Source organism: Haloferax massiliensis, assembly GCF_001368915.1.
Taxonomy (GTDB): domain Archaea; phylum Halobacteriota; class Halobacteria; order Halobacteriales; family Haloferacaceae; genus Haloferax; species Haloferax massiliensis.
In genome coordinates this window covers 205,717-230,980 of sequence record NZ_CSTE01000002.1, presented here as the reverse complement: position 1 = coordinate 230,980, position 25,264 = coordinate 205,717, and the positions used below count along the sequence as shown (strand labels likewise).

General features: G+C 63.5%; 24 protein-coding genes and 3 tRNA genes. 15 read left to right on the top strand and 12 right to left on the bottom strand.

The features are described from left to right. The first annotated feature begins 160 nt into the window (after nucleotides 1-160). Complete coding sequence (locus BN996_RS05340) at nucleotides 161-1,273, top strand: tyrosine-type recombinase/integrase (RefSeq protein WP_089779835.1); 1,113 nt, start codon at nucleotides 161-163, stop codon at nucleotides 1,271-1,273. Between the two features lie 258 nt (nucleotides 1,274-1,531). On the opposite strand, the gene BN996_RS20345 is transcribed toward BN996_RS05340, so the two are convergent. Continuing rightward, entirely contained in the window at nucleotides 1,532-2,458 is a 927-nt protein-coding gene (locus tag BN996_RS20345) for a hypothetical protein (protein WP_209446884.1), read from the bottom strand. Nucleotides 2,459-2,710: 252 nt separating this feature from the next. Between BN996_RS20345 and BN996_RS05330 the strand changes: the two genes are divergently transcribed. Further along, nucleotides 2,711-3,814, top strand: a complete 1,104-nt coding sequence (locus BN996_RS05330) for a hypothetical protein (protein WP_089777495.1) — start codon at nucleotides 2,711-2,713, stop codon at nucleotides 3,812-3,814. A gap of 518 nt (nucleotides 3,815-4,332) precedes the next feature. Here the strand turns inward: BN996_RS05330 and BN996_RS05325 are convergent. From BN996_RS05325 to BN996_RS05305, 5 genes are all read right to left on the bottom strand, one after another. Further along, the gene (locus BN996_RS05325) at nucleotides 4,333-5,436 is read right to left on the bottom strand and encodes a tyrosine-type recombinase/integrase (RefSeq protein ID WP_089777494.1); all 1,104 of its coding nucleotides are present in this window, start codon (nucleotides 5,434-5,436) and stop codon (nucleotides 4,333-4,335) included. A 186-nt stretch (nucleotides 5,437-5,622) separates the two neighbouring features. Then, nucleotides 5,623-5,697, bottom strand: a tRNA-Glu gene (locus tag BN996_RS05320). An 86-nt stretch (nucleotides 5,698-5,783) separates the two neighbouring features. Next, the gene (locus tag BN996_RS05315; protein WP_089777493.1) at nucleotides 5,784-7,760 is read right to left on the bottom strand and encodes a 3-hydroxyacyl-CoA dehydrogenase/enoyl-CoA hydratase family protein; all 1,977 of its coding nucleotides are present in this window, start codon (nucleotides 7,758-7,760) and stop codon (nucleotides 5,784-5,786) included. Nucleotides 7,761-7,901: 141 nt separating this feature from the next. Then, nucleotides 7,902-8,483, bottom strand: coding sequence for a DNA-3-methyladenine glycosylase family protein (locus BN996_RS05310; RefSeq protein WP_089777492.1), 582 nt, complete (start codon nucleotides 8,481-8,483; stop codon nucleotides 7,902-7,904). Nucleotides 8,484-8,598: 115 nt separating this feature from the next. Then, entirely contained in the window at nucleotides 8,599-9,960 is a 1,362-nt protein-coding gene (locus tag BN996_RS05305) for a putative ATP-dependent zinc protease (RefSeq protein WP_089777491.1), read from the bottom strand. Between the two features lie 131 nt (nucleotides 9,961-10,091). On the opposite strand from BN996_RS05305, the gene BN996_RS05300 reads away from it, so the two are divergent. From BN996_RS05300 to BN996_RS05275, 7 genes are all read left to right on the top strand, one after another. After that, complete coding sequence (locus tag BN996_RS05300; RefSeq protein ID WP_089777490.1) at nucleotides 10,092-11,117, top strand: succinylglutamate desuccinylase/aspartoacylase family protein; 1,026 nt, start codon at nucleotides 10,092-10,094, stop codon at nucleotides 11,115-11,117. Nucleotides 11,118-11,227: 110 nt separating this feature from the next. Continuing rightward, nucleotides 11,228-11,623 carry a succinate dehydrogenase, cytochrome b556 subunit gene (sdhC, locus tag BN996_RS05295; RefSeq protein ID WP_089777489.1) on the top strand — a complete coding sequence of 132 codons (396 nt, stop codon included), beginning with the start codon at nucleotides 11,228-11,230 and terminating at the stop codon, nucleotides 11,621-11,623. Beyond that, nucleotides 11,623-11,994: a succinate dehydrogenase hydrophobic membrane anchor subunit gene (locus BN996_RS05290; protein WP_089777488.1), complete on the top strand. Its 372-nt coding sequence runs from the start codon at nucleotides 11,623-11,625 to the stop codon at nucleotides 11,992-11,994. The genes sdhC and BN996_RS05290 overlap by 1 nt, the downstream gene beginning before the upstream one ends. Further along, nucleotides 11,994-12,875 (top strand): succinate dehydrogenase/fumarate reductase iron-sulfur subunit, encoded by an 882-nt coding sequence (locus BN996_RS05285; RefSeq protein ID WP_089777487.1) that lies wholly within the window; start codon nucleotides 11,994-11,996, stop codon nucleotides 12,873-12,875. The genes BN996_RS05290 and BN996_RS05285 overlap by 1 nt, the downstream gene beginning before the upstream one ends. A gap of 55 nt (nucleotides 12,876-12,930) precedes the next feature. Beyond that, nucleotides 12,931-14,778 carry an FAD-binding protein gene (locus BN996_RS05280; protein WP_089777486.1) on the top strand — a complete coding sequence of 616 codons (1,848 nt, stop codon included), beginning with the start codon at nucleotides 12,931-12,933 and terminating at the stop codon, nucleotides 14,776-14,778. A 151-nt stretch (nucleotides 14,779-14,929) separates the two neighbouring features. Further along, nucleotides 14,930-15,027: transfer RNA gene (locus tag BN996_RS20020), tRNA-Cys, on the top strand. Nucleotides 15,028-15,261: 234 nt separating this feature from the next. After that, entirely contained in the window at nucleotides 15,262-15,480 is a 219-nt protein-coding gene (locus BN996_RS05275) for a helix-turn-helix domain-containing protein (RefSeq protein ID WP_008094913.1), read from the top strand. 12 nt (nucleotides 15,481-15,492) lie between these two features. On the opposite strand, the gene BN996_RS20895 is transcribed toward BN996_RS05275, so the two are convergent. Then, nucleotides 15,493-15,651, bottom strand: coding sequence for a DUF7563 family protein (locus BN996_RS20895; RefSeq protein ID WP_449271625.1), 159 nt, complete (start codon nucleotides 15,649-15,651; stop codon nucleotides 15,493-15,495). A 276-nt stretch (nucleotides 15,652-15,927) separates the two neighbouring features. Here BN996_RS20895 and BN996_RS05270 point away from each other — a divergent pair, with 276 nt between their 5' ends. Beyond that, the gene (locus BN996_RS05270) at nucleotides 15,928-16,347 is read left to right on the top strand and encodes a DUF8133 family membrane protein (protein ID WP_089777485.1); all 420 of its coding nucleotides are present in this window, start codon (nucleotides 15,928-15,930) and stop codon (nucleotides 16,345-16,347) included. Between the two features lie 83 nt (nucleotides 16,348-16,430). On the opposite strand, the gene BN996_RS05265 is transcribed toward BN996_RS05270, so the two are convergent. Together BN996_RS05265 and BN996_RS05260 are read right to left on the bottom strand one after the other, a co-directional pair. Beyond that, a tRNA-Thr gene (locus BN996_RS05265) sits at nucleotides 16,431-16,504 on the bottom strand. Between the two features lie 11 nt (nucleotides 16,505-16,515). Further along, a complete protein-coding gene (locus BN996_RS05260; protein ID WP_089777484.1) occupies nucleotides 16,516-17,043 on the bottom strand; it encodes a GNAT family N-acetyltransferase in 528 nt (175 codons plus the stop codon). A gap of 328 nt (nucleotides 17,044-17,371) precedes the next feature. Here BN996_RS05260 and BN996_RS05255 point away from each other — a divergent pair, with 328 nt between their 5' ends. Genes BN996_RS05255 through BN996_RS05240 form a run of 4 tightly spaced genes read left to right on the top strand, consistent with a single transcriptional unit; the run spans nucleotide 17,372 to nucleotide 21,288 of the window. Continuing rightward, nucleotides 17,372-18,310, top strand: a complete 939-nt coding sequence (locus BN996_RS05255) for a branched-chain amino acid ABC transporter permease (protein ID WP_193310942.1) — start codon at nucleotides 17,372-17,374, stop codon at nucleotides 18,308-18,310. After that, nucleotides 18,307-19,674, top strand: a complete 1,368-nt coding sequence (locus BN996_RS05250; protein WP_089777482.1) for a branched-chain amino acid ABC transporter permease — start codon at nucleotides 18,307-18,309, stop codon at nucleotides 19,672-19,674. The genes BN996_RS05255 and BN996_RS05250 overlap by 4 nt, the downstream gene beginning before the upstream one ends. Next, nucleotides 19,667-20,530: an ABC transporter ATP-binding protein gene (locus BN996_RS05245; RefSeq protein WP_089777481.1), complete on the top strand. Its 864-nt coding sequence runs from the start codon at nucleotides 19,667-19,669 to the stop codon at nucleotides 20,528-20,530. The genes BN996_RS05250 and BN996_RS05245 overlap by 8 nt, the downstream gene beginning before the upstream one ends. Then, entirely contained in the window at nucleotides 20,527-21,288 is a 762-nt protein-coding gene (locus BN996_RS05240; RefSeq protein WP_089777480.1) for an ABC transporter ATP-binding protein, read from the top strand. Before BN996_RS05245 ends, BN996_RS05240 begins: the two co-directional genes overlap by 4 nt. 41 nt (nucleotides 21,289-21,329) lie before the next feature. Here the strand turns inward: BN996_RS05240 and BN996_RS05235 are convergent, their stop codons facing one another. Together BN996_RS05235 and BN996_RS05230 are read right to left on the bottom strand one after the other, a co-directional pair. Continuing rightward, a complete protein-coding gene (locus tag BN996_RS05235) occupies nucleotides 21,330-22,508 on the bottom strand; it encodes an Ig-like domain-containing protein (RefSeq protein WP_089777479.1) in 1,179 nt (392 codons plus the stop codon). Between the two features lie 168 nt (nucleotides 22,509-22,676). Next, the gene (locus BN996_RS05230; protein ID WP_089777478.1) at nucleotides 22,677-23,987 is read right to left on the bottom strand and encodes an ABC transporter substrate-binding protein; all 1,311 of its coding nucleotides are present in this window, start codon (nucleotides 23,985-23,987) and stop codon (nucleotides 22,677-22,679) included. 186 nt (nucleotides 23,988-24,173) lie between these two features. On the opposite strand from BN996_RS05230, the gene udk reads away from it, so the two are divergent. Continuing rightward, nucleotides 24,174-24,869 carry a uridine kinase gene (udk, locus tag BN996_RS05225; protein WP_089777477.1) on the top strand — a complete coding sequence of 232 codons (696 nt, stop codon included), beginning with the start codon at nucleotides 24,174-24,176 and terminating at the stop codon, nucleotides 24,867-24,869. Nucleotides 24,870-24,905: 36 nt separating this feature from the next. Here the strand turns inward: udk and BN996_RS05220 are convergent, their stop codons facing one another. After that, nucleotides 24,906-25,226 (bottom strand): DUF5785 family protein, encoded by a 321-nt coding sequence (locus BN996_RS05220; RefSeq protein WP_089777476.1) that lies wholly within the window; start codon nucleotides 25,224-25,226, stop codon nucleotides 24,906-24,908. Nucleotides 25,227-25,264: the final 38 nt, after the last annotated feature.

Here is a 25,264-nt window from a genome sequence, read left to right as displayed (position 1 = left end):
TTAAACCGGGCAGGTTTCTGAAGAATTTCACTCCAATGTATACAGCGTATAATCGAACTGGTGGCCGCAACCGCGCGGGGTCGGGAGAGATCCGATTCCCACACGCGGAACCGAAAACGGTCATCCATCAGCCGAGGCGAGGCAACTCTCGGTGGTCACGATGGTGACCGGTCCCTTCGACCGCGACGAGAGGTGGACGTTCCCGCAGCTGAATTCGCGGCAACAGACGGTGTTCAGATCGACGCTCTCGGAGTTCGAGCGGTACCTCCGGTCGGAGGGAAGGAATCCACGGAAACGGATAGGTTACGCGGATAAATCAGTCGAGACACGCGTCTCACGAGTCCTACAAGTCGTCCGGTGGCTCTGGGAAGTCGAGGACGAGGTGTCCACGGAAATCAATCCAGATCAGGCGGACAGAGCGATCGAAGCGCTCGACACGGACGAATTCCGCCGTCGGGACGGTGAGCGATACTTCGAGGGAAGCAAGCGCAAGATCTCGAACGCGCTGGTGACCTGGTTCGAGTTCCGGGGAGTCGATTGGGAACCCAAGATCGTGTTCCGCGACGAGCCCTCGAAGAACAACTCGGATCCGTTCACGCGGGAAGAAGTGAGATTGCTGTACGAGACCTCGCTCACGTACAAATCCATCCCGAAGTACAACGACCTCACCCCCGACGAACGGGACCGGTGGTACGCGTACTTGGCCCAAGAGCTGGGGAAACCGAAGGCCGACGTCCGACCGGCGGACTGGAACAAGCTCAACGAGAATTGGAAAATCCCGTCATTGATTGCGACCGAGAAAGCCGCCGCTTGGAGACCTGCGCTCGTCGGACGAATGCGTGCGGGTTGGTACGACCCGAGTACGCAAGCGATTGTAATCCCGGGAGAGTACGCGGTGAAGAACGATTCGGAGTGGCGTCAGCCCCTTCCGAACGAAGCGGCCAACACGCTGGAGTGGTGGCTGGAGCAGCGGTCGAACATCGCCAAATACGACGACGACGACCACGTGTGGCTTAATCGGAAGGGGAACCCGTACTCGTCTCAGAACCTCAACTACCTCCTCCGTAACCTCATGGAAGAGGCAGGGATTAGCGAGCGAGGCCGAAAGCTCACGTGGTACTCGTTCCGGCACACGCTCGCCACGTACACGTACGAGGAGTACCGGGATCTGAAAATCGTCGCCGAAACGCTCAGACAGAACAGTACGGAATCGGCTGCGCGGTACGTTCACCCGACTGATGAAATGAAGCGTGAAGTCGGGAGCATTCTCTGATGCGGGCCCTCGGTGACCTCATCCGCTTAACCGTGAGGTCAGTTGTCCACCGGTAATCCGGTACTCAGAATGCCATCGAAATCCTCGGTAGGTGAGAGCCCAGAGAGTCCGTGCTGAATTATCGGACCGTCAAAGCCGTAATCATCGACCTTGCGGCGTAAACCACTCGACGAAGTTAGGCCGTCAATGTTTGATCTGTTGCGACGTGCCTAGAACCGATAAATCGTCTATTCGACCCGTCAACGTGTTTCTCGCCCTCTATACGACTTCCAGAGTCGTGTCGGTTGGACGATAGACCTCGCCTTTACTCTGCAGCGATTCGATGGTAGATGACGCCCTCTCTCTATCCATGTCAAATCGGTCTCGCATTACGAACAACACATCTCGCTCAGGTGCTCCAGCAGCGTCGGGATACTGCTCACCGACGCGTTTGATGATGACCTTGACGTTCTCTGGAGTAGCTGACTCACCCTCGTCGACCGCGTCGTCGATCTCGACCGGGTCATCGAGATTGCTCTCGGCGTAGGGGTTCGGATTCTGTGGCTTTCCCCGTTCGAGCATGTCATCACAGAGGCTCACAACTCTATTTGCGGCGGTCGAGTCGCCGCTGGAATACTGTTCACGCAGACGCTCCACGTACGACTCCCAATCTAAACCGCTCACGTCCTCCCACTCCCACGGCATTAGAATGTCGAGGAATATGTGCCCTCGCCGGTGACGATGTTCGTCACATACCGGGACTAAATTGTCGGGGTCACCAGACCCCCCGTACCGCGGGGGAACTATCCGGTGAACCGCATCGGCGGACTGATCGCAGGCGATACACTCTCCATCGTACTGGTCGAAGACAACGCCCCGAGCCTCGTCGGTGATTTCGTCGTACTCGTCGTCCGGGACGACGTCGTATCCACGCGGTCGCACCCACTGCTCCTGAGACGTGGAAAACCGTTCGCCACATTCTGGACACCGCTTTTGTCCACCCTCTCGCCACGGCATGCAATCCGGCCAAGACTGCTTCTGACGGTCCCCGAGGTCCAGTTCTCGTGGGCTTAGCGGATTACCGCAGTCACATTTGTAGTATCTGTGTTCGGTTCGACGAAGGCCGTGGCCCTCGGCGTTCAGTATGACGAAGACGAGGTGGTCGTGATGCCTTCCCCCAGACTGCTTGTACGTACCGAGTAGCATCTAGCATGAATCTACAGTCCAGCACGGATTAATCATGCTCTACAGACAGATTCAGAGGTCCAATGACCGAGAAAAGAGAGAATCGAGGCATTGTTGAATCCTCTGGACCTTGATAGGAAGTGCCTGACACATAGAGGATACATTCAGCAACGTGGGATCAATAGGTGGAGTAGAAATTGGGAACGAGATCAGCCAGTAAATGAAGAATGGTTGAGAGAAACATTTTCCCAACTTGGATGTGACCGGCCTTTAATGACAGACGAGAATAAGGAACCAGAAGACGAGGAAGAATTGGAATCCACCCCGGAAGAGGTTGCGGACAAATTGCTCGATTCAAACTTTGAAGAACGTCGAAAAGAGAACCTGGCCTACGCCGAGTTTGAGGATTGTGAACTAATAAGGCAAGCGGGGGACCTGTACCAAAAATCAGAGTTTGAAAGCCCCGCTGATGCGATTGACCTCGTAAGCGAGATTCTAGAACTCGATCAAAAGGAAGCTACCTGGCTCCTTTCAATCTATGCACGTATCTTCACCGAACTCTCGGGCTACGCTTCGGGTCACGCTGATACCGCCGGTCGGGAATTCTTTTCGGGGCGGAGCATAGAGGAGATCGCCGAGAACAACGATCGAACTCACGAGGAAGCTCGGGAGGATGTAGTGGAGTTCGTTGGTGCATATCTCCGGGAACACGATGTTGACGGGATTGACCTGGATCAATCACTCCCCAACAATCCATATCGCCCATATCGAGAACTCTTCGAACCACTACAGGACATGATGGGTTCCTTTTTGGAAGGAATCCGATTTGAAATACCGACAATTGAACCAATTCTCCCCGTGATAATGCCGGAAATCGAGTTTCCGGTCGCACCGATTATTGAAAGCTTTAGTCTCCAAGTTGAAGAGATGCGGGAAGCAATTCTTCCCACGTTACGCGTCTTCGAAGAAGCCAATCTCAACTTCGATGAAGAATTCATTGGAGCGATTTCCACTGCAGCGTCGTCCCCACCCGATAATTGGGAAGCGTACTCAGTTATCGATGAGATCGACGAAGAGGAACTTCAGGAAGAACCAGAGGTTCGAGAAAGCTACGAGGAACAGGGGGCGAAGGCCGTTGCCCAGCTCGGCAACATCGATAGGGAAACAGCCGGGAAATTGTATTTGACCTTTTGGAGCTCAACCCATGCGGGTGCCGCCGCAATTGGATCCCATATCTCCGACGGTAGAATCGCAGCGATTGCTGCGATAACGACGATTCTCTTCTTATACACTGGAAACATTGCAGCGGCGATGGGGTTCTTGTTTATTACGCTCGACAAGGTGTCGAGTCTTTCATCGGATGACCCAGCTGAGTAATTCAATAATTTTGGGGTCTCGTTATGCATTTACTTCATCCAGTACCTCACTAAAGTGCTGTTAGTCCGGCTCATCTCATAATGTGTCGTCGCTATGTAGGCTTAGGAATCGGTGTTTTCGTACAGACTTCGGGTACAAGGTACGCGCGCTGTATTCAGCACGGCCTCGAAAAACTATCACCGATTGTGGCTTTCAACAGATCTCCTGGTTCAAAGTTCTGCCAACAAACATCTGTAGCCTACCTGAATTACCAATTCTAGAGCGGAGATCGACTCAAAATAATACTATTCCACCGACGCGTGATTCGTCCTACGCGGTCCTACAGCGGAATGCTCGAAATCGCCCAGCGTAGAATCACCATTTTCTAACAGCTATCTGGGAGGTTTTCTGGACAACCCCGTGAGACTACCGATAGGTATCGCTTGAAAACGGCTGTAGACCCAAAATAATTCTGGACACCCCCCGTGACCACATCAAGTAATAGTTATGATAGGAAACGTTGTTTCTCGCGTCCAGCGCTACCCCATCCGGTCCAACGCGTCCTGCCGGTCTTCGACCGGCACCTGATCGTACTTCATCGTCGTCTCGGGGCTCTTGTGGCGGAGCTGTGCCTGCGTCGCCGCGAGGTCCTCCTCACGGGTCATGTACGTCCCGACGGAGTGCCTGATCGCGTACCACGACATCTGCCGGTGGGTCGCGTCGATGTCGGCGATGTCACAGAGCTGCCGCAAGAGGTACGCGAGCGTCTTCGTGTTGTACGGGTTCGACTTCCGCGTCAGCCAGATCGCGTCCGTGTCGTCGTACACGGGGTACGTCTCGCGCTCTTCGAGCCAGTTGTCGAGCGCCTGCGCGGTACGTGACGTGAGTCCGACGACCCAGTGGTCGCGGTTCTTCGAGCTCTCCTCTTTCGGGATTCGGAGCACCGCGTTGTCCGTATCGATCCAACTAACCGTGGAGCGTTCTACCTCGATGGGCCGGAGTCCGGCGTCGAGGCTCGTCCAGACGAGCGACGGAATCTTCCACCCGTTTGCTTGGCCCCAGTCGTCCGGCGTCACCTCGGACTTCGGCTTCTCGAACCGCTGGGCGAGGTACCGCTTCCAGCGGTCACGCTCAGCTGGTGTAAGACTGTCATAGTGTGGGACGGATCCGTATTCGAGTGCCGCTTCACGCACGGCCGAGCGCTCGTCGCGTGTCAAGTAGTCACGAGGGTTCGTGCTTGAGTCGGCGGCGAACGTTATATCGGGCTTCCACTCTCCGAGGCCGTGCTCGTGTTGTCGCCATTTGAACAGTCGCTTGGTCGATTTCTGGCAGTTGCGCTTGTGCGCCGCACCGGATTCGCCGCGTGCGAGGTGCTTCATCCACGCGTCGGCGTGCTCATGGGTGACGTTCGCGGTGTACCCACCCTCTCGTTCCCAGACGAACCGGTAGAATCGGTCCATCCGGTATGCACCCGTCTTGATGGTCCCGAGGGCGTACCCCTTCGCCTCGTCGGGCTTCTTCCCGAAGGTGAGCAGCCAGTCGAGACACGCCTCTCGTTCGGCTCGGTAGTCGAGTAACTGGCGGGGGTTCAGGTACTCCTTCGAGGCGTCGGTGACGACCGGTAGCTCGTCCAGATCGCTCATGAACGCCGCCTCCAGCGGCCGTACCTGCGGTTCTGTTTGAACCCGGCGAATCTACGTGGCCGGACAAAACGGCTAATCGCAAGACGGCGTCGAGTTCGTCGAGTCGAGTGAATCGGCTTGGCCTGAAACATTGGCTATCACAACCGGATTCACGGCTCGAAAACGCGGGACGGCGGTAGAATGGTATGCTCGGTAGGGGATTTGAACCCCTGTCCTCGGCTCGAAAGGCCAAGATGATTGGCCGGACTACACCAACCGAGCGTCTGCATTCACGAGTGGTCGTTGGACTATTTTAAGCGTTGCGTTCCATCGTGGGTAAGTGAGAGGAACCCACCCACGACGGCGGCTTACTCGCCCGTGAACTCGGGGTCGCGGTCGCTCGTGAAGGCCGCGATGCCCTCCATCAGGTCGGAGGTGGTAAACAGCAGGCCGAACGCCTGTGCTTCGACTTCCAGTCCGGAGTCGGTGTCTTCCCAGCCGTTGTGCATGGCGCGCTTGGTGTAGCGCTGGGCGACCGGCGGTCCCTGTGCGAACCGCTTCGCGTACTCGTAGGCCCGTTCTTCGAAGCCGTCGTTCTCGACGACCTCGTTGATGAAGCCGTAATCGGCCATCGTTTCGGCGTCGTAGCGGTCGGCACTGAAGATAATCTCCTTCGCGCGGCCGGTACCGACGATGCGCTGGAGACGGACCGTGCCGCCCCAGCCGGGGAGGAGCCCGAGGTTGTGTTCTGGCTGGCCGAGTTCGGAGCGCTCCGTGGCGATGCGGAGGTCGGCGCACATGGCGAGTTCCATTCCGCCGCCGAGACAGAAGCCGTCGATTCCGGCGATGACCGGCTTGTCGAGCGCTTCGAGCTTTCCGAACGTCTGTTGGCCCTTCCGGGAGATTTCCACGCCCGAGACGGCGTCGCCGCCGCCCGCGGCGATGCTCGTCACGTCGGCCCCGGCGGAGAACGCGCGGTCGCCGGCCCCCGTGAGAAGCACGGCGCGGACCTCGTCGTCGTCGGCGAGGGCGTCGAGCGCCTCGGAGAGTTCGTCCATCAGTTCGATGCTAATCGTGTTGAGACGGTGCGGGCGGTCGAGGGTGATGTGGCCGATACCGTCGCGAACCTCGACGGAGATGTCGTCGAACGCGGGAGCGTCGTCGGACGACCCCTCGCCGCCGTAGAAGCCCTCGCCGGACTGCGCGAGGTCGCGGAGGTACGCGACGGCCTCGTAACGCTCTTCGCCGGTCTCGTCGTGCAGGTCGTCGAGCGCGTCGACAAGGGCGTCGATACCGGCGCCGTCGGCCATCTTCGCCGGGCCGTCGGGGAAGCGCCCGCCGAGTTTGACCGCGCGGTCGATGGCGGCCGGGTCGGCCACGTCGTTTTCGACGAGACCGGCGACCTCGTTCGCCATGACGCCCAGCAGGCGGTTCTTGACGGCCTCGCTCCCCTCGTCGTGGGGGACCTCAGCGCCCTCGCCGTCCTCGTAGTCGTAGAAGCCCTTGCCGGTCTTCTGGCCGAGGTCGCCCGCCTCGACCTTCTCCGAGAGGAGCGGACACGGCTCGTAGGCGTCGCCGAGCACCTCGTGCATGTATTCGAGAACGTGGTAGCCCACGTCGATGCCGACGTAGTCGGCGAGTTCGAAGCTCCCCATCGGGAGGCCCATGTCGTACTTCGTCGTGGCGTCGACTTCGGCCATCGTCGCGTCGCCGGCGTGGACGATCCACGCGGCCTCGTTCATCAGCGGGACGAGGATGCGGTTCACGATGAAGCCGGGGCTGTCCTTACGGACGCGGACGGGCGTCTTGTCCATCGACTCGGCGAGGTCTTCGACGAGGTCGAGCGTCTCGTCGGCGGTGTGCGCGCCGGAGATGACCTCGACGAGGTCCATGCGGACCGGCGGGTTGAAAAAGTGCATCCCGCAGAAGCGCTCGGGTCGCGCCGTCACCTCGGAGAGTTCGGTGATAGAGAGGCTGGAGGTGTTGGTGGCGAACACCGCGTGGTCGGGGGCGTGGTCCTCCAACTCGGTGTACACCTCCTTTTTGATGGCCATCTTCTCGGGGACGGCCTCGATGACGACGTCGGCGTCGGCGACGGCCTCGCCGAGGTCGACCGCAGTCGAGACGCGGGCGAGCGCGGCGTCGGCGTCCTCCTGCGAGAGTCGGTCTCTCTCGACGAGTTTGTTCAGCGACCACTCGATTTGGTCGTAGCCCTTTCGGACGAACTCGTCTTCGATGTCGCGCAGCACGACGTCGTAGCCGGCGAGTGCCGCGACCTCCGCGATGCCGTGGCCCATGTTGCCCGCTCCGAGAACGGTGATGCTGTCGACGTCATCTACGTTCATGGAAGAACGTTATACTGCGTCGCGGTTTCAACGTTTCCCTCGCAGGAAAAATAAACAAAACTCGCGTTTATTCTATCGGTGGGTAACCCCGACGCAGTCTGTCGATTACTCCGGTCGAGTCGGCTTTCCACCGACTGACGGTTAGTCGACGCACCGCCAGAGATACCGGCTGGCGTAGCTCCGATAGGGGGCCCATCGCTCGGCGCGCTCGCGCATCTCGCCGCGGGAGACGGCGTCGCGTTCGAACCCGAAGACGTGTTCCATGCCGCGGCGAATCCCGAGGTCTTCGACCGGGAACACGTCCTCGCGGGCGAGCACGAAGATGAGAAACATCTTCGCGGTCCAGTCGCCGACCCCGCGAATCTCGGTGAGCGCCGCGACGACTTCGTCGTCGTCCATCGCCCGGAGCGATTCGGCCGACAGTCCGTCTCGGAACGCGTCGGCGACGTTACGGACGTAGCCCACTTTCTGGTTCGAGAGGCCGCAGTCGCGCAGAACGGCCTCGTCGGCGGCCAGTATCCCCTCGGGGGTGACCTCGACGCGGTCGAACAGGCGGTCCCGAATCGTCGCCGCCGCGGTCGTCGAGAGCTGTTGGTTGACAATCGAGACGACCAGTCGCTCGAAGGGGTCGTCGGCCGGGTCGAGCGAGAGCGGGCCGTGTTCGTCGACCACGTCGCCGAGGTGGGGGTCCGCCCGGAGTTCGCGGTAGGCGTCGTCGCTCATCGACTCGTGGTTGGGCCGTCGGGGAGAAAAGTGCGCGTGTCTCGGTTGTTCGGATGCGGCGCCGGTCGGTTCGACGGCGGTGACCGCGCCGGTGGCCGCGGCGTGGCGGACCGACTTACTCTTCGAGGAGTTCCTCTTCTTCGTCGTCGCTGTCGTTGCGGTCGGCGTTGGCGCGGCGGCGCACGTCCACGCGGTAGTGTTCGAGGATGTCGCGGCCGAGCAGCAGCGGGTAGTCCATGTGCGAGCGGTCCTCGACGCTGGCGGTCACGGTGTGCTGGGTGCCGCCGATACCGATGACGAGGTCGACCACGGGGCGGGCCTTCCCGCTCTTGAGGCTCCCGGACTTCACGCGCGTCATGCTCTTAATCGGCCCCGCGCCGATTTCGGCGGCGAGGCTCGTGTCGATGCTCGTCCGGGTCGCGCCGGTGTCGGACTTGGCGAGAGTCTGCTGGGAGCCGCTGGTCCCGTTGACGACGACCTCCTCGATGTAGCCGATGAGGGGCGCTTCGCCGTCGATGATGGGCGACTCGTTGGGGGCACACGAGGGGACGGAGTCGTCGAGCGTCGCCGACAGTTCCTCGACGCGCGTCTCGTCGACCTCGCCGCCCGCGCGCTCGATTGCGAGCTTGGCGATGTGCGGCGCGGGGCTCTTGCCCGTCGCCTGATAGAGGCCCTTGAAGCCGGCGGTCGGGTTGGCTTCGAGGACGAACCAGCCGTCGTCGCCCTCGACGAGGTCGACGCCGACGTAGTCCATCTCCATCACTTCGGCGGCGTAGAGCGCCGTCTCCTTTGCCTCCTCGGGCATCTCGTCGGTCGCGTCGAGTACGTCGCCGCCGAGGGCGACGTTGGTCCGCCAGTCGCCCTCCGGGGCGTAGCGGTACATCGCGCCGACGATTTCGCCGTCGACGATGTAGACGCGCAGGTCGCGGTGGCGGTCGCCGTCGCGGTCGATGAGCTTCTGGAGGAACGCCTGCCGGTTGCCGACCTTCGGGTTGACGGGCTCGGTCAGGTCGACCTTCCACGTCCCGCCGCCGTGGGTGCCGATGGCGGACTTGTAGACGCCCACGTCGCCGAAGCGCTCGCGGCCCTTGTTCAGCCGGTCGTTCGAGAGCGCGAGCAGCGCGTCGGGCACCTTGATGTTCCAGTTGGCGAGCGTCGCGGCCGTGGCGAACTTGTGGATGGCGGCGAGGACCGCGTCCGGCTCGTTGAGCATCGGTCGGATGCGGTTGAACGTCGTCGCCAGCCCGAGGAGTTCCGCGGGTTCCTCGGTGTTCGACAGGAGCAGTCGGTTCGCGATGATGTCCACCTCAGGCTCGACTGTCACCTCGCCGTCTTCGATGCTGACCGCCGCGTTCTCCCGACGGAGCCACACCGGCTCGTGGCCGAGGTCTTCGACCGCGTTGAGGATTGCCTTCGTCTCCTTGCTGTTGTGCAGAGAAAGCACGCCGACACGCACGGCGTCGTCTGTGGTGGACATACTCAGTTGATATCCTTCCGGTTTCAAAGACATGACGGTCGAGACCCGCGCCTCCGTGGTTCGACCCCGCGAGGACGGCGTCGGGCGGTCCGTCGCGACCGTTTATAACCCCGGCCCTCCCATCGCATCACATGGCCGACAACGAGGCCTTCACCTACAACGGCGGGAAGGTCGAGCCGGGCGAGACACAGGACATCCGGTACGGCATCTCCGAGACGTATCTCGGTGACCCGGTTCGCATCCCCGTCACCATCATCAACGGGGAGCGGGCGGGGCCGACCGTGTTCCTCTCCGCCGCCGCCCACGGCGACGAACTGAACGGTATCGAGGTCGTCCGCGAGGTGGCCTACGAGTGGGACCTCGCGGACCTCGCGGGCACGCTCGTCTGCATGCCGGTGATGAACGTCCCCGCCTTCCTCGCCCAACAGCGGTACCTCCCCATCTACGACCGCGACCTGAACCGGTCGTTTCCGGGCTCCGAGACCTCGACGGGGGCAAAGCGGATGGCCCACCGCATCTACCAGAACTTCATCGCGCCCTGCGACCTCGGCATCGACTTCCACACCTCGACGCGGGGGCGAACCAACATGCTCCACGTCCGCGCCGACATGTCCGACCCCGCGGTCGCGCGCCTCGCCAACGCCTTCGGCTCGCACGTCATCATCGACAGTTCCGGGTCCAGCGGGATGCTCCGAACCGAGTCGTCGGCGAACGGGACGCCGGCGATAACCGTCGAGATGGGCGAGGCCCACCGCTTCCAGCGCGAACTCATCGACGAGGCGCTCGCGGGCGTCGAGAGCGTCTTCGCCGAGTACGGCCTCCGGGGAACCTCGACGGTCAACTGGCCGGGCTGGCGGACCGTCATCTCGGACGAAAACGAAAAGACGTGGCTCCGCGCCGACGTGGGCGGCATCGTCGACATGCACCACGACCGCGGCGCGCTCGTCCACGAGGGCGACCGCATCTGTACGATTACGAACCCGTTCAAGGACGACAACGTGACCGTCGTCGCCCCCTTCACGGGCCTGCTCGTCGGCGTCCTCGAAAACCCAGTCGTCTACCCCGGCAACCCGCTTTGCCACCTCGTCGAACTGAAGGACAAGGTTCGGCGCGTCGTCGAGCGCGAGCAGTCCGGCTCCCCCGAGACGACGCGGTGAGACCGTTCGACCCGAACCGAGACACACGGAGTCCGGCGATTTTTGCCGACCCTCACGAAACTCCATACACGTAAGTTCTATACCCTCCCCTTCCCGACACTCACAAGAGCATGAGTCAGTCTTACAATCGGGGCCTCATCGAGGACTTCAGCAGATGGCGGGAGTTCTCGGCCGGTATGTGGGCCTGGATATTCCACAAGTTCACCGGCTGGGTGCTTGTGGGGTATCTCTTCACCCACATCGCCGTGTTGTCGACGGCCCTCTCGGGCGCGACGGCGTACACGAACACGATTCAGGCGCTGGAGAGCCTCTTGGTCGTGCGTATTCTCGAAGTCGGACTGCTCGCTGTGGCGGTGTTTCACATCCTCAACGGACTGCGACTGCTGTTCGTCGACCTGGGCGTCGGGCTGGAAGCACAGGACAGGAGCTTCTACGCGTCGCTCATCCTCACGGGTGTCATCGTCGTCGCGAGCGTCCCCACGTTCCTCTCGGGGGTGAGCCTCTGATGGCGGAGCGATACACGTCCTTCGAGCCCGGCGGCCGGCGGTGGCTCTGGCAGCGGCTGACCGCCGCGTTCCTCGTCGTGGTGCTGGCGTTCCACTTCTTCCTGCTCCACTTCCTCAACCACGCAGACGAAGTGACGTTCGCGCTCTCGCAGGCGCGCATGGAGCGACTGACGTACTTCTCGCTGATGATCCTGTTCCTCGTCACCGCGACGTTCCACGGGGTCAACGGCGTCTACAACGCCCTCGTCAACCAGGGCCTCTCGGGCACCCGGAAGACGGCGGTCAAGGCGATTCTCGGTCTCGCGAGCGTCCTCCTCATCGTGCAGGGCGTCCGCACGGCCCTCGCGTGGGCCGGAGGTGTTCCCATCTAATGAGCACGCAAGTTCCCGAATCAGTCGAAGAGGAATCGGCCACCGAAACCGCGTCCGCCGGCAAGCAGAAGCGCGACGCGAAAAAGCGCGAGCGCGCCGAGCGCGTCCAAGAACAGCGCGAGGCCGAGGCGGCCGAGAAAGCGCGCTCCGCGGACGACACCTACCACCTCAAGGTCTTCCGTTACGACCCCGAGGTGCCGGAGAAACAGGAGCCCCGCTTCGACGACTTCCACGTCCCGTACAAACAGGGGATGACGATTCTCGACGCCCTCATGTGGGCGCGGGACCACTACGACTCCTCGCTTACCTTCCGGCACTCCTGCCGGCAGGCGATCTGCGGGTCCGACGCGCTGTTCGTCAACGGCTCGCAGCGACTCGGCTGTAAGACCCAACTGTCGGACCTCTCGGAGCCGGTTCGGGTCGAACCGCTCCCGCACGCCGACGTGGTCAAGGACCTCGTGGTCGACATGGAGCACTTCTACGACCAGATGGAGGCCGTCGAGCCGTACTTCCAGACGAACTCGCTTCCGGACGACGAACTCGACGAGCAGCGGCAGACGCGCGAGAACCGCGAGAAGGTCAAGATGTCCACCCGCTGCATCTGGTGTAGCGCGTGTATGTCCTCGTGTAACATCGCCGCCGGCGACAACGAGTACCTCGGTCCCGCGGCCATCAACAAGGCCTACCGCTTCGCCATGGACGAACGCGAGGGCGAGGACATGAAACAGCGCCGCCTCGAAATCCTCGAACAGGAACACGGCGTCTGGCGCTGTCAGACCCAGTTCTCCTGTACCGAGGTGTGCCCGAAGGACATCCCCCTCACGGAGCACATCCAGGAGCTCAAGCGCGAGGCGATCAAGAACAACCTGAAGTTCTGGTGAACTTCCCGGTGAAACCCTGAAGTTCGACCAACCCTACGACACACCCAAACACACCATGTACGAACACGACGTTATCGTAGTCGGCGCGGGCGGGGCGGGCCTGCGCGCGGCGATTGCGGCACACGAAGAAGGAGCCGACGTGGCCATCGTGTCGAAGCTCCACCCGGTCCGAAGTCACACGGGCGCGGCGGAGGGCGGCATCAACGCCGCGCTCCGCGAAGGCGACTCGTGGGAGGACCACGCTTACGACACGATGAAGGGCTCGGACTATCTCGCCGACGCGCCGGCGGCCGAGACCCTCTGTAAGGACAGCCCGAAAGAGACCATCCAGCTCGAACACTGGGGAATGGCGTTCTCCCGGGACGACGACGGTCGCGTGAGTCAGCGGCCGTTCGGCGGACTCTCGTTCCCGCGGACCACCTACGCGGGCGCGGAGACGGGCCACCAACTGCTCCACACGATGTACGAGCAGCTCGTCAAGCGCGGCATCAAGGTGTACGACGAGTGGCACGTGACCCGACTGGCCGTCTCCGACGAGGAGAAGCCCGAGGACCGAAACTGTCACGGCATCGTCGCCTACGACGTTCAGACCGGACAGGTCGAGGGCTTCCGCGCCCGCAACGGCGTCATCCTCGCCACCGGCGGTCTCGGACAGGTCTACGACCACACGACCAACGCGGTCGCCAACACCGGCGACGGCGTCGCGATGGCCTACCGCGCGGGCGCGCCGATGGAGGACATGGAGTTCATCCAGTTCCACCCGACGACGCTCCCCTCGACGGGCGTCCTCATCACCGAGGGCGTCCGCGGCGAGGGCGGTATCCTCTACAACGAGAACGGCGAGCGCTTCATGTTCGAGTACGGCTACGCGAACAACCTCGGCGAACTCGCGTCCCGCGACGTGGTCTCCCGGGCCGAACTGACCGAGGTCAACGAGGGCCGCGGCATCGAAGACGAGTACGTCCACCTCGACATGCGCCACCTCGGCGAGGAGCGCATCATCGACCGCCTCGAAAACATCGTCCACCTCTCGGAGGACTTCGAGGGCGTCAACCCGCTCGAAGCGCCGATGCCGGTCAAGCCCGGCCAGCACTACGCGATGGGCGGCATCGAGACCGACGAGAACGGCGAGACGTGTATCTCCGGCCTGTACGCGGCCGGCGAGTGCGCCTGCGCCTCCGTCCACGGCGGCAACCGCCTCGGCGGCAACGCGCTCCCCGAACTCATCGTCTTCGGCAAGCGCGCCGGCCACCACGCCGCGGGCAAGGACATGGAGGAGGCCAGAATCACGACCGGCAAAGAAGGCGAGTACGAACTCGGCGAGGTCGACTCGCCGGTCGAACTCGGCGAAGCGGGCATCGGCGAGGACGCCGTCGCGGACGGCGGGACGGCCGCCGACGCCGGCGCGTCAGCCTCCGGGACCGACCTCGTCCAGCGCGCCGTCGAAGACGAGCGCGAGACCATCGAGACGCTCCTGGAGCGAGACGACGGCATCCAGCAGGCCGAAATCCGCGAGCGCGTCCAGAAGTCGATGACGCGCAACGTGAACGTCTTCCGCGAGGAGTCGGCCCTCAAGGACGCGCTCCGCGACATCCGCGAGGCGCGCGAACTCTATCAGGACGTGTTCGTGGCCGACAAGTCGCGGACGTTCAACACCGACCTGCTGCAGACGCTGGAGACGCGCAACATCCTCGACATCGCGGAGGCCATCACGCTCGGCGCGCTCGCGCGCAACGAGTTCCGCGGTGCCCACTGGCGCAAGGAGTACCAGGAGCGCCGCGACGAGGAGTGGCTCAAGCACACGATGCTCTCGTGGAACGACGGCCGCCCGGAACTCTGGTTCAAGCCGGTCATCCTCGAAGGCGAGAACAAGACCTACGAGCCGAAGGTCCGGAGCTACTGAGCCGACTTCGACCGCTCAGAGTCCCAGACCGACGTCTCTTTCGACTTCGACCGCTCAGTGGCGCATCGGCGGGCGCTCACCGCCGCCGAACCGCGCGACAGCGACCGAGACCACCAACGGCTATTTGCCCGCTCGACCCCTACGCCCGGCCGGAAGGGTGGCTCAGTGGTAGAGCACACCGGTACAGGCCCTCGCGGTCGGACCGGTGGTTTTCAATGGCTTCGCGTGGTTCGACTCCCGCCCCTTCCGTCTCGGAACCGGACGCTTCGGGGCGTTCGCTCCTCGACCGCCCCGGCCCGATTCCTTCGACGACAGTCGAAGTTGGAGCCGTCGAACGGCGGATTTCACCCGATGTACGTTCGTGACGAATTCGACGATTCTCCCGAATTCGAGACGTTCGCCGCCTCACCCCCAACCTCGGTTCTTCGACGATTGTTGTAAGAGAGTTTTATTATCGTCGAAGCAAACAGGATGACAACGACCATGCAACAGACGGTTCCGACCATCGAAGTCCCCGGCGAACTCGAATCGCCCTCGGCCAAGCTCGTGTACCTCTATCTCACCACGCACGACGGCGCGTCCATCACCGACCTGCAAAACGGGCTGGAGATGAAGAAAATCGCCCTCTACAGCATCCTCAGTACGCTCTCGAAGCGCGGGTTCGTCCGGCAGGACGCCGAACGCTACCACGTCGCGCAGTGACGGCTCGGCGAGTCAGTGATTTCTCGGCGAACGCGCCGCCCGCACCTGTGCGCCGTCGCGGACCATATCCTCGCAGTTCGGGCAGACACGCGGGTTCTCCATGCCATCTGGAGCGAACACTCGGGCGTATGCGGGCGTCACGAACGAACCACAGTTCTGACATTCCGGCATGGTATCTAGTATCCTCCATGAATATCACATAAGTTTTCTCCCTACGCGACTGCGAGAAGCAGGCCGACGACGAGGAGCGCGAAGATGAGAAGCGTCACGGCGAGCATGAATTGGTCGGTCCCGTTCATACCGAGCACGACGTTCCCGATAAAGATAAAATTCCGTCTCGACGCCGCGTCCACGCCGCTCTCGTGGGGGTTCTCTGATTTTCGACCGCGATAACGAGGGGGGTAGAACTAAATTCCTCGCACCCGTCGGTCCCGTAACGGTCCTCCAATGGAGTTCGTGTACGCGCTGTCTGGGTTGTTCGCCGGGCTCTTCCTCGGAGCGGTGGCAGTCGTCACCGCGCTCACGTACACGCCCTACGGCGCGTCGCTGTTCGACACCGCGATAACGGCGCTGACCGGCGTCACGCTCCAACTGGGGAATCTCCTTTTCATCTCGGCGCTCACCGCCTTCGCGTTCGAGGGGCTGATGATGCTGGGAATCCGGTATCCGGTCGTCGTCCCCGCGGCGTTCGCGTACGTACTGACTCACGTCACGGTCTACTACTCGTGTATCCGCATCACCGACCTCCAGTCGGAGCCGCTCGACCCCGACGTCATCATCAAGCACAACCCGTTCCGCGCGCTCGTCCTCGGCGTCCCGGGAACGCTCCTCCTCATCCGCGTGCGGTCGCCCGCCCGGCGGAACTGACGGCGCGGCGGTTCGGCCCCGGTCGCGGCGGTGGCTCGCGGTGGGCGACGAGACGCAAGAGGACCGAGCGAACCGCCGAGGGAAGCCAGGAGTGGGATTCGAACCCACGAAGTCTCGATTACAAGTCGAGTGCATGAACCGCCCATGCTCTCCTGGCGCGTCTGCCGGTTACCCGTCCTCCTTTGAGTGTGTATCGCTTCGCATCGATTTCTCCAGTTCGACGCGGTGGGGTCGATAGCCGTGTCGTCGGTAGAACCGGCGGGCGGCGTCGTTGGCCGCCAGCACGTCCAGCGCGACGGTGTCGGCTCCAGCCTCGCCGAGCGCGTCCTCCGCGGCCGCCAGCAGTCGCGTGCCGACGCCGGCGTTCCGGTACGCCGGACGGACGAACAGGTTCCGAACCATCCCGCGGGTCGCGTCCTGTTCGTACGCCCCCGCCTCGATGTCGAACATGACGAACCCGACGAGGCCGTCCGCGTCCGCGGGTTCCGTCCCGCACCCCGAACCGGCCGCCTCATCGCCCTCCCGGGCGACGAGCACGCCGTCGGCGGCGACGTGCCGAGCCAGCGCCTCCCGAATCGACGTCCGGTTGGCGTCGGCCCGGAGGTGCGACCCGAACGCCCGCTGGTCCGCGGCGAGTTCGACCCACAGGTCGGCGAGGGCGTCGAGGTCCGAAAACGCCGCCGAACTGACGCGCATGGTGTCTGTCGTGGCTCTATCCGCTTTTAAGTGTCGACGATTCGACTCCAAATCGGGGAATCGCATTCCTGCGGGGTGCCGAGTGGGGTCAGTAAAGACGACCGATGAGGAAAGATTTATCTATGTTTATGGTCCGCACATATCATGAGGATAGTTATCAATGGGTATTGCCGAAACCTACACTCGGGGAAGGCAGCTCGCCATCGAGCGTCCGTTCGCGCTCGTCTTGGCGGTCATCGCAGTCGTACTACTCGGTGACTTGCTTCTCGGGTTAGCAACAGGGCAGACGCAGTTTGCCGACATTGGCACGCTGGTCTGGGACGGTCTGATGCGGGGGCTCGTAATCGGCCTCGCGGGCATCGGGTTGTCGATGACGTACAGCATTCTAAACTTCGCTAATTTCTCGCACGGCGACTACATCACGGCCGGAGCGTTCTCGGGGTGGGCGACGACGTATCTCATCGCCGGACTGGGTCGCGCCGACGTCGGCGCGCTCCTGCTCGTCGGGGCCGGGGGGTCGGTCTACGGCGGGACGCTCGGCATCGGGATGCTCTCGACGCCGCTCGCGGTCGTCGCCGGCATCGTCGTCTCCGGCGGCTTCGCCATCGCGCTGTCGCTCGCGGTCGACCGAACCATCTTCAAACCGATTCGGAACGAGGACGGTATCACGCTCCTCATCACGAGTATCGGGGTCGCGTTCGCGCTCCGCTACCTGATGCAGTTCGTCTTCGGCTCCGACGTTCGCGGCACGACCGCCCAGCCGCCCTCGATATCGCTGTACTTCGTCGACGGAACGGTCTTCATCAACGCCCACGACATCACGCTCCTCGTGGTCGCCTCGGGTCTGATGCTCGGCGTTCACGTCCTCTTACAGCGGACGAAACTCGGGAAGGCGATGCGCGCGATGGCCGACAACAAGGACCTCGCGCTCATCACCGGTATCTCCACCGAGCGCGTCGTCCGCGCGACGTGGATTATCGGCGGCGGACTGACCGGCGTCGCCGGGTACATGTTCATCCTCTGGAAGGGGACACTCGGGTTCAACGACGGGTGGCTCCTGTTGCTTCTCATCTTCGCCGCGGTCATCCTCGGCGGCATCGGCTCCATCTACGGGGCCATCGCCGGTGGCCTCGTCATCGGGCTGACGGCGTCCATGTCGGTCCTGTGGATTCCCTCGGCGTTCTCGCGGGCCGCCGCCTTCGTCGTCATGATCGTCATCCTGCTCGTGAAACCGTCCGGGCTGTTCAGCGGGAGGGCGACCGCATGAGCGTCCGCGACGACTTCACCGACCGCATTCCGGGCGGCGACGCGGGCCTCATCGTGCTGGTCCTCCTCGCGACGTACCTCGCGTACGTCCTCGCCGGGTTCGTCCTCGGCTACACGCTCCGCGGACAGCTCAACTCCATCGCGACGCTGACGTTCTACATCGGCGTCTTCGCCATGCTGTCGCTCGCGCTCAACCTCCATTGGGGGTACACCGGGCTGTTCAACATCGGCATCGTCGGCTTCATGGCCGTCGGCGTCTACGTCACGGCAATCGTGACGAAACCGACGTACGTCGCCGGCGGCGCGGCGCAGGTCGGCGGCCTCGGCCTGCCGCTTTGGGTCGGCATCCTCGCCGGGATGCTCGCGGCCGCGCTCTTGGGGCTCGTGGTCGCGCTCCCGGCGCTCCGGTTGCGGGCCGACTACCTCGCTATCGTCACCATCGCCATGTCGGAAATCGTCCGGTTCAGCTTCCTCTCCGGCGAACTCCAGCAGTTCCAGCTGTTCGGCAACCGCGTCGGCTTCGGCGGCGGGTCGGGCCTCATCCTCGACTTCGCCCCGCCGCTGGAGGCGCTGCTCCGCGGCGTCGGCCTTTGGAACGCGTACCTCGGCTTCGTCGACGCCTTCCAAGTGGTGGTGCCGAGGAACCCCAAGCCGGTCGTCGACGGCCTCATCTACGGGCTGTTGCTCCTCGGCTTCGTCGCGGCGTTCTACTGGCTGCTCAAGCGCACCGGCGAGTCGCCGTTCGGTCGCGTCCTGAAGGCCATCCGCGAGGACGAGGACGTGGCGAACGCCCTCGGCAAGAACACCGACCGGTTCAAAATCAAGTCGTTCATGCTCGGCTGTGCGCTCATGGGGCTCGCCGGCATCCTCTGGCTCGTCCCGCAGGGCGCGGTGACGCCGAACTTCTTCCGGCCGCGCGTGACGTTCTTCGTCTGGATCGCGCTCATCATCGGCGGTGCCGGCTCGAACACGGGGAGCGTCCTCGGCGGGGCCGTCTTCGCCGCGGTGCTCTACCAGGGGCCGCGGTACTTCCAGAACCTCGTGACGGCGGTGTTCCCCAACCTCGACTCGCCGTCCGGCTTCGGACAGGCTATCTCGCCGCTCATCTCGCAGTTCGACCCCGTGCCGTTCCTCCTGTACACGGTCGACAGCATCCGGCAGCTCCAGTTGGTCGTGATGGGGCTCGTGCTCATCTGGCTGATGCACAACCGGCCGGAGGGGATGCTCGGCTACCGCAAGGAGACGGCGTCCGTCATCCCGCTGTCGCGGCCGAAGTCGATGGCCGCGGACGGCGGCGACGACGACTCGGTCCGCACCGACGGCGGCGTCGACGCCGCGGCCGAGGGGGGTGAGACCGATGAGTGACGCCGCCGACCAGCCCGTCGAAGACGTGGCGAACAAGGTCGACGAGGGCGCGCTCGGCGCGTTCGCCTCCGGCGTCGACACGTCGGTCGACTACCCGCTTCAGGTCGAGGGACTGGAGAAGTCCTTCGGCGGAATCACCGCCGTCGACGGCGCGACCTTCGAGGTCGAATCCGGGACGCTCACGGGGCTTATCGGGCCGAACGGGGCCGGTAAGTCGACGACGTTCAACCTCATCACGGGGATGCTCAAGCCCGATGCCGGCACGGTCACGTTCAACGGCGAGGACATCACCGGCGAGGAACCCCACCAAATCGCCAACCGCGGGATGGTCCGGACGTTCCAAATCGCCCGCGAACTGAGCGAGATGACCGTCCTCGAAAACATGATGCTCGCGCCGAAACACCAGCGCGGCGAGGCGCTGTGGCGCTCGGTCATGCCGGGCGTCCGCGACGACGTCCGCGAACAGGAAGAAGAACTGCTCGAACGCGTCTGGGAGGTGCTCGACTTCTTCGACATCGCCCACATCGCGGAGGAGTACGCGGGCAACCTCTCCGGCGGTCAGCGCAAACTCCTCGAAATGGCGCGGGCGCTTCTGACCGACCCCGACATGCTGCTTTTGGACGAGCCGTTCGCCGGGGTCAACCCCACGCTGGAGAAGAAGCTGCTCGAACACGTACACGAACTCCGCGAACAGGGTTACACGTTCCTGCTCGTCGAACACGACATGGACCTCATCATGGACAACTGTGAACACGTCATCGTCCTCCACCAGGGCAAAGTGCTCACCGAGGGGACGCCCGACGAGATTCGGAGCAACGAAGAGGTCATCGAGGCCTACCTCGGAGGCAACGTATGAGCGTCGACGCCAACACCGACGCGACGAGCGGCGCGGGCGTCGAGGGCCGCGACGACGTGCTCTTGCGCGTCCGCGACCTCGACGCCGGCTACGGCGACCTCCAGATACTCACCGACGTCGACATGGACGTGTTCGACGGCGAGTACGTCACCATCGTCGGGCCGAACGGGGCCGGCAAGTCGACGACGATGAAATCCGTCTTCGGACTGACCGCCCACATGGGCGGCAACGTCCGGTTCAAAGACGAGGACATCACCGGCCGTCGCCCCGAGGACATCATCCACGTCGGCATCGGCTACGTCCCGCAGAACGACAACATCTTCCCGACGCTGACGGTCGAAGAGAACCTCGAAATGGGCGCGTACATCCTCGACGAGGTGCCGCAGGATGCCATGGAGGCGGTCTACGAGCGGTTCCCCATCCTCAGAGAGCGGAAAGACCAGAAGGCGGGCACCATGTCCGGCGGGCAACAGCAGATGCTCGCGATGGGTCGCGCGCTCATGCTCGACCCCGACCTGCTGCTGTTAGACGAGCCGTCGGCGGGGCTCGCGCCCGACCTCGTCGAGGAGATGTTCGACAAAATCGACGAGATCAACGAGGCCGGCACGGCCATCCTGATGGTCGAACAGAACGCCAAGGAGGCGCTCCGGCGCTGTGACCGCGGCTACGTCCTCGCCAACGGGCAGAACCGCTACATGGACACCGGGACCGCGCTCCTCGAAGACGAACAGGTCCGGCAGGACTTCCTCGGCGGATAGTCCGTCTCCCGCCTCCGGGAGGCCGCGTTATGTTTCGGCGGTCACTCGCAGACGTACTGGGACGACTCGACCGACGGGCCGCCGCCATTACCGCCGCTCGAACCACCTTCGAGCGTCACCGTCACGTTCGTGCTCCAGCAGTAACACGCCGGGTAGTCGACCGTCTCCGAGCCCGCGGGCGTCTCGATACTGAGTTCGTACTCGTCGCCGATGGGAACGTCGAACGCGAGATTCGACTCACCGGGCGAGACAGTCCGGCTCGTCTCCGAGACGACCGTGCCACCAGAGCCGGTGCCGGTCCCGCCGGCGTCGTCGCCGGCGGCGTCCGCGTCGTCGGGTCGAACGAGCGTCACCGTCAGGTCGCGTTCCGCCTCGCCCTCGTTTTCGACGTGGACCGAGGCCATCTTGGGCCATCCAGAGCCGACCCGGAGCGAGCCGTCGTCCGCGACGAGTACCGCGAGCGTCGGCCACGCCCACTTCTCGGGGATGCGCCACTCGTGGGTCGCGGTGCGCCCGTCTTCGGCCTCCACGAACACCTCGTAGGTGCCGTGGGACTCGACGAGCGACGGCGTCGAAATCTCCCTGTCGGTCGCCGCGTCGAACGCGTGCTCGAAAAAGAGGGTCCCGTCGTGTTCGATGGCGACCGTAAGCCGGGCGTCGGCGTCGCTCCGGTTCCGAATCCCCGCGGTCGGCGGCGAGAAGATGTCCGCCGCATCCGGCACCGAGTACGGCAGGTCGGCGTCGTCGAATGCCGGCGTCACGCGCTGCCGCGGTTCGAGGTCGGCGTCGGGCGTGACGACGAGTTCGAGGCGGCGCGCCTCGTTCGTGACCGTCCACTCGTAGTCGAGCGTCGCGCCCGTTTCGAGTTCCGCGACGACGCGGTAGCTGCCGTCGCCGACGAGGTCGTTCGCGACGTTCCGCCCGTAGCCGGGCCCGGCCCCGACGTCGAGCGAACTGTCGACGCGCGTCCCGCCGCCGTCGGTCACTCGAACCGACAGCGCGTGCGGTTCGTCGTCCTCGTTGACGACCGAGAGGCCGACGTCGGGGTCGGCCTCCGGGTCCGACGTGTCCGTCTCGGTCGGCGAACCGGTCGGAGAGCCGGTCGCGGTGGTCTGTGGGTTCGCGGGGGTCTCGGTCGCTTCGTCGGCGTCGGAGAGACAGCCGCCGGCGAGTCCGAGAGCCGACCCGGCGACGGTCGAGAGGAGGGCGCGTCGCTTCATCGACTCGAATCTGTCAACGGGGGTATGTATGTCTTGTGTCCCCCGGGGGCGTGTGGCGAGAGCGGAACAGAATCACGAACAGAGACGCGAACCGGAACGCGGGCGCGACGACCGGGCGCGGCCGCTCGCGTCGGCGGCGACGAAAGAAAATCCGGGGTTGTCGTCGGGTTAGTTCTCCGGGCCGGACAGCGCCGTCTCGATGACCGAGGAGTACGAGGACTCGCCGATGTTGAACGCGACTTGGTTGTACACCTCGCCGTCGAACGAGTCGCTGAACACGTTCGCGAAGCGTTCGGAGAGCTGCTGGCCGTAGTCGTTGTTGACGTACAGCGTCGAGACCGAACTGGCTTCGAGGCGCTCGGCCATGACCTGCGCCATGACGCGGCCCTGCAGGAAGTCCGAGGGCGCGGTCCGGAAGATGAAGTCGTTGTCGTCGAGGTTCGAGACGGACAGCGCCGTCGAGGACGGCGAACAGCCGACGATTTCGTTCGGGATGAACGCCTGCTGTGAGACGGGGACGTTCACGCCGGACGACGCGGACCCACAGACCGAGGGAACGCCCGCGGAGACGAGCGAACTCGCGGCGGAGACACCGGCGTCAGGGGACGTCTGGGTGTCTTCGATCTGCGCGTTGACCGAGAGGCCGGCCGGGTTGGCGTCGTTGACCTGCATGACCGGAATCTGTCCGGCCTGAATCATCGGCGCACCGACGGCCGCGAGGTCGCCGGTCTCCGGTAGGAGGATACCGATCGACATCTCGCGGTCGGAACCGCCCGGGCCGCTGTCGGCCGCCGGCCCGGAGCCGTCCGGGTTCTCGCCCTCGAAGCTCTGGACGTCCTCTTGGCTCGTCGCGTTGTTGTCGGCGTCGAACGTCCAGATGGCGTACGCGGCCTCCGCCGGGTCGCCGTTCTCGTCGAAGTTGACCGACGACGACGCGCCCTGGTAGTCGATGTCTTCGCCGTTCGCGGCGGCCTCGATACCCTCGACGAGGTTGTCTGGTCCGACGGTCATCCCGCCGGGGTTCGCCATCCGGCGCATCTGATCTTTGATGGCCGGCCCGGAGTTCTCCCCGGCGGCGGCGTTCGCGAGCAACTGAATCGCGACCGAGTCGTACGTCTGCGACGTGAAGACGCCCGGTGCCGCATCGTACTCGTCTTCGAACAGCTGATTGAACGTGTCTTGATTCGGGCCGCCCGCCGCGGGCGCCGTCCCGGTCACGTTCGCCATGTCGTTACCGACTTGCCCGGGCATCGACCCGGAGCGCATCCCGTCGGGCACGAGAATCTCCTGGCTCCCGTCGGACGCGCTGTAGTAGTCACGGAACAGTTGAATACCGCTTTCGGGGTAGCCGATGACGACGAGCCCCTCGGGGCCGCCGCCGCCGCCGCCACCGATGCATCCGGATAAGCCAGTCAAGCCTGCCGCGCCCGCGGCTCCCACTCCCTTGAGGAAGTCGCGGCGTACGATATCACGTACCATGTGAAAGGCAATAGCAACTACTACTTATAAGCCTTACTCCCTGCGTTTGAAAAGCCATGATAATTGCGACCGACGGCGGTGCGAGAATCGGTTGCGTGAAACTACCACACATCCTCCTTTAAGTACCAAGGCGGTGAAGCCGGCGAACCGCTGCGTTCAAACCCGTTCGCGGGCGTCTTTGGGACAATGACTATCCCGTCGTTCGTCATCGGTATCGCGGGGGGGAGCGGTGCCGGAAAGACCACCGTGGCCCGACTCATCACGGAGAACGTCGGCGAGTCCGTGACGCGGATTCCGATTGACAACTACTACAAAGACCGGAGCCATCTCGAAATGGCGGAACGCGAGCAGTTGAACTACGACCACCCCTCGGCGTTCGAGTGGGACCTGCTGTACGAACAGCTCTCGGAGCTGTTGGAGGGAAGAGCGGTCGAAATGCCCCAGTACGACTTCGAGATTCACAACCGGAAGCCCGAGCGGGAGACCGTCGAGCCGACCGACGTCATCATCCTCGAAGGGATTCTCGCGCTCTACGACGAGGACGTAAACGAGATGCTCGACCTCCGGCTCTACGTGGAGACCGACGCCGACGTGCGCATCCTCCGGCGCATCCAACGCGACGCCATCGACCGCGGGCGCGACCTGCAGGGCGTCATCGACCAGTACCTCTCGACGGTCAAGCCGATGCACGAGCAGTTCATCGAGCCGACGAAGAAGCACGCGGACCTCATCATCCCCGAGGGAGCCAACAGCGTCGCGGTCACGCTGCTCGAAGAGAAGGTCCAAGCCGAAGTGGAGGGCGACGAGACGCGCACGTGGGAGCGCGACGCTATCGAACGGGAGGTCAAAGAGCGGACCTCGTTCCGCGGGTCCGGCAACTAACTCGCCGTCGCGGGTCGAAAGTCCGGGCCGCGAAGATTACGCCTTCTTGCCGGTGACGAACTGCTCCGCGCCCTCGTAGAACCAAAAGCCGTTCTCGCGCATCGCCTTGCCGACGGCCTTGTGGAGCTCGACGAAGTCGCCGAACTCCTCGCCTTCGACGTGCTCGAAGATGTCCGAAAGCGAGACGACGCGCTCGTAGTCGAGTCGGATGGGGTGGTCGCCGAACTCCTCGACGAACGCCGCTTTGTTCAGCGGGAAGTCCTCGTCCTCGTCGATCTTCTTCGCGATGACCGCCTGGCCGTACTTGCGTCCGCCTTCGCTCCCCTCTTCGCCGTCCGGGTCGTGTGGCCAATCCATACCCGAGTGTTGGCAGGCCGATTCAAAGCCGTTACGCA

Excerpts from the sequence above, each read along its gene's own strand:
- BN996_RS05280 (WP_089777486.1), top strand. The coding sequence starts at position 12,931 with ATGTACGAACACGACGTTATCGTAGTCGGCGCGGGCGGGGCGGGCCTG.
- BN996_RS05270 (WP_089777485.1), top strand. The coding sequence starts at position 15,928 with ATGGAGTTCGTGTACGCGCTGTCTGGGTTGTTCGCCGGGCTCTTCCTC.
- BN996_RS05260 (WP_089777484.1), bottom strand. The coding sequence starts at position 17,043 with ATGCGCGTCAGTTCGGCGGCGTTTTCGGACCTCGACGCCCTCGCCGAC.
- BN996_RS05240 (WP_089777480.1), top strand. The coding sequence starts at position 20,527 with ATGAGCGTCGACGCCAACACCGACGCGACGAGCGGCGCGGGCGTCGAG.
- BN996_RS05220 (WP_089777476.1), bottom strand. The coding sequence starts at position 25,226 with ATGGATTGGCCACACGACCCGGACGGCGAAGAGGGGAGCGAAGGCGGA.
- udk (WP_089777477.1), top strand. The coding sequence starts at position 24,174 with ATGACTATCCCGTCGTTCGTCATCGGTATCGCGGGGGGGAGCGGTGCC.
- BN996_RS05310 (WP_089777492.1), bottom strand. The coding sequence starts at position 8,483 with ATGAGCGACGACGCCTACCGCGAACTCCGGGCGGACCCCCACCTCGGC.
- BN996_RS05300 (WP_089777490.1), top strand. The coding sequence starts at position 10,092 with ATGGCCGACAACGAGGCCTTCACCTACAACGGCGGGAAGGTCGAGCCG.
- BN996_RS05275 (WP_008094913.1), top strand. The coding sequence starts at position 15,262 with ATGCAACAGACGGTTCCGACCATCGAAGTCCCCGGCGAACTCGAATCG.
- BN996_RS05255 (WP_193310942.1), top strand. The coding sequence starts at position 17,372 with ATGCGGGGGCTCGTAATCGGCCTCGCGGGCATCGGGTTGTCGATGACG.
- BN996_RS20345 (WP_209446884.1), bottom strand. The coding sequence starts at position 2,458 with ATGCTACTCGGTACGTACAAGCAGTCTGGGGGAAGGCATCACGACCAC.
- BN996_RS05315 (WP_089777493.1), bottom strand. The coding sequence starts at position 7,760 with ATGAACGTAGATGACGTCGACAGCATCACCGTTCTCGGAGCGGGCAAC.
- BN996_RS05305 (WP_089777491.1), bottom strand. The coding sequence starts at position 9,960 with ATGTCCACCACAGACGACGCCGTGCGTGTCGGCGTGCTTTCTCTGCAC.
- BN996_RS05290 (WP_089777488.1), top strand. The coding sequence starts at position 11,623 with ATGGCGGAGCGATACACGTCCTTCGAGCCCGGCGGCCGGCGGTGGCTC.
- BN996_RS05285 (WP_089777487.1), top strand. The coding sequence starts at position 11,994 with ATGAGCACGCAAGTTCCCGAATCAGTCGAAGAGGAATCGGCCACCGAA.
- BN996_RS05340 (WP_089779835.1), top strand. The coding sequence starts at position 161 with ATGGTGACCGGTCCCTTCGACCGCGACGAGAGGTGGACGTTCCCGCAG.
- BN996_RS20895 (WP_449271625.1), bottom strand. The coding sequence starts at position 15,651 with ATGCCGGAATGTCAGAACTGTGGTTCGTTCGTGACGCCCGCATACGCC.
- BN996_RS05250 (WP_089777482.1), top strand. The coding sequence starts at position 18,307 with ATGAGCGTCCGCGACGACTTCACCGACCGCATTCCGGGCGGCGACGCG.
- BN996_RS05235 (WP_089777479.1), bottom strand. The coding sequence starts at position 22,508 with ATGAAGCGACGCGCCCTCCTCTCGACCGTCGCCGGGTCGGCTCTCGGA.
- sdhC (WP_089777489.1), top strand. The coding sequence starts at position 11,228 with ATGAGTCAGTCTTACAATCGGGGCCTCATCGAGGACTTCAGCAGATGG.
- BN996_RS05245 (WP_089777481.1), top strand. The coding sequence starts at position 19,667 with ATGAGTGACGCCGCCGACCAGCCCGTCGAAGACGTGGCGAACAAGGTC.
- BN996_RS05325 (WP_089777494.1), bottom strand. The coding sequence starts at position 5,436 with ATGAGCGATCTGGACGAGCTACCGGTCGTCACCGACGCCTCGAAGGAG.
- BN996_RS05330 (WP_089777495.1), top strand. The coding sequence starts at position 2,711 with ATGACAGACGAGAATAAGGAACCAGAAGACGAGGAAGAATTGGAATCC.
- BN996_RS05230 (WP_089777478.1), bottom strand. The coding sequence starts at position 23,987 with ATGGTACGTGATATCGTACGCCGCGACTTCCTCAAGGGAGTGGGAGCC.